Source organism: Cognatundibacterium luofuense (genome assembly GCF_018139685.1).
In the GTDB taxonomy this organism is placed as follows: Bacteria; Pseudomonadota; Gammaproteobacteria; order Burkholderiales; family Burkholderiaceae_D; genus Undibacterium; species Undibacterium luofuense.
The window spans coordinates 1-305 of record NZ_JAGSPN010000504.1; the positions used below are offsets into that span (position 1 = coordinate 1).

The 305-nt window shown below is 55.1% G+C and carries 1 protein-coding gene; it reads right to left on the reverse strand.

All coding sequences use genetic code 11. The features are described 5' to 3' along the window. On the reverse strand, positions 1–305 hold a 305-nt coding region (locus tag KDM89_RS21425), incomplete at both ends, for a hypothetical protein (protein WP_212689810.1).

The following is a 305-nucleotide window of genomic DNA, read 5'->3' on the forward strand; positions in this document are numbered from 1 at the left end:
AATTTCGCCGGACAAGTCATTGCGAATTGCTCTCCACCGATTTTTACGTTAGTGGCCGGTGTGACCGCATCCGCACTGCGTGCATACAGATAAGCACGTACCAGCAAGTCGCGATTCGGTATCAGAGTCTGGTATTTGCTGCCCGGACGCTGTGCCAGCACCTGTGCCAGCTCCATGGTGGCGAGCCTAGTTTTGGCCACCACAGGTGTCACTGTCAGGGTATAGCTGGCGCTAGTGGCAGTGTACAAATCAGCCGGTAAGCCTGCAGTAATAGTCGTGGTGCCCGTGTTCAGGGCGCTGATATT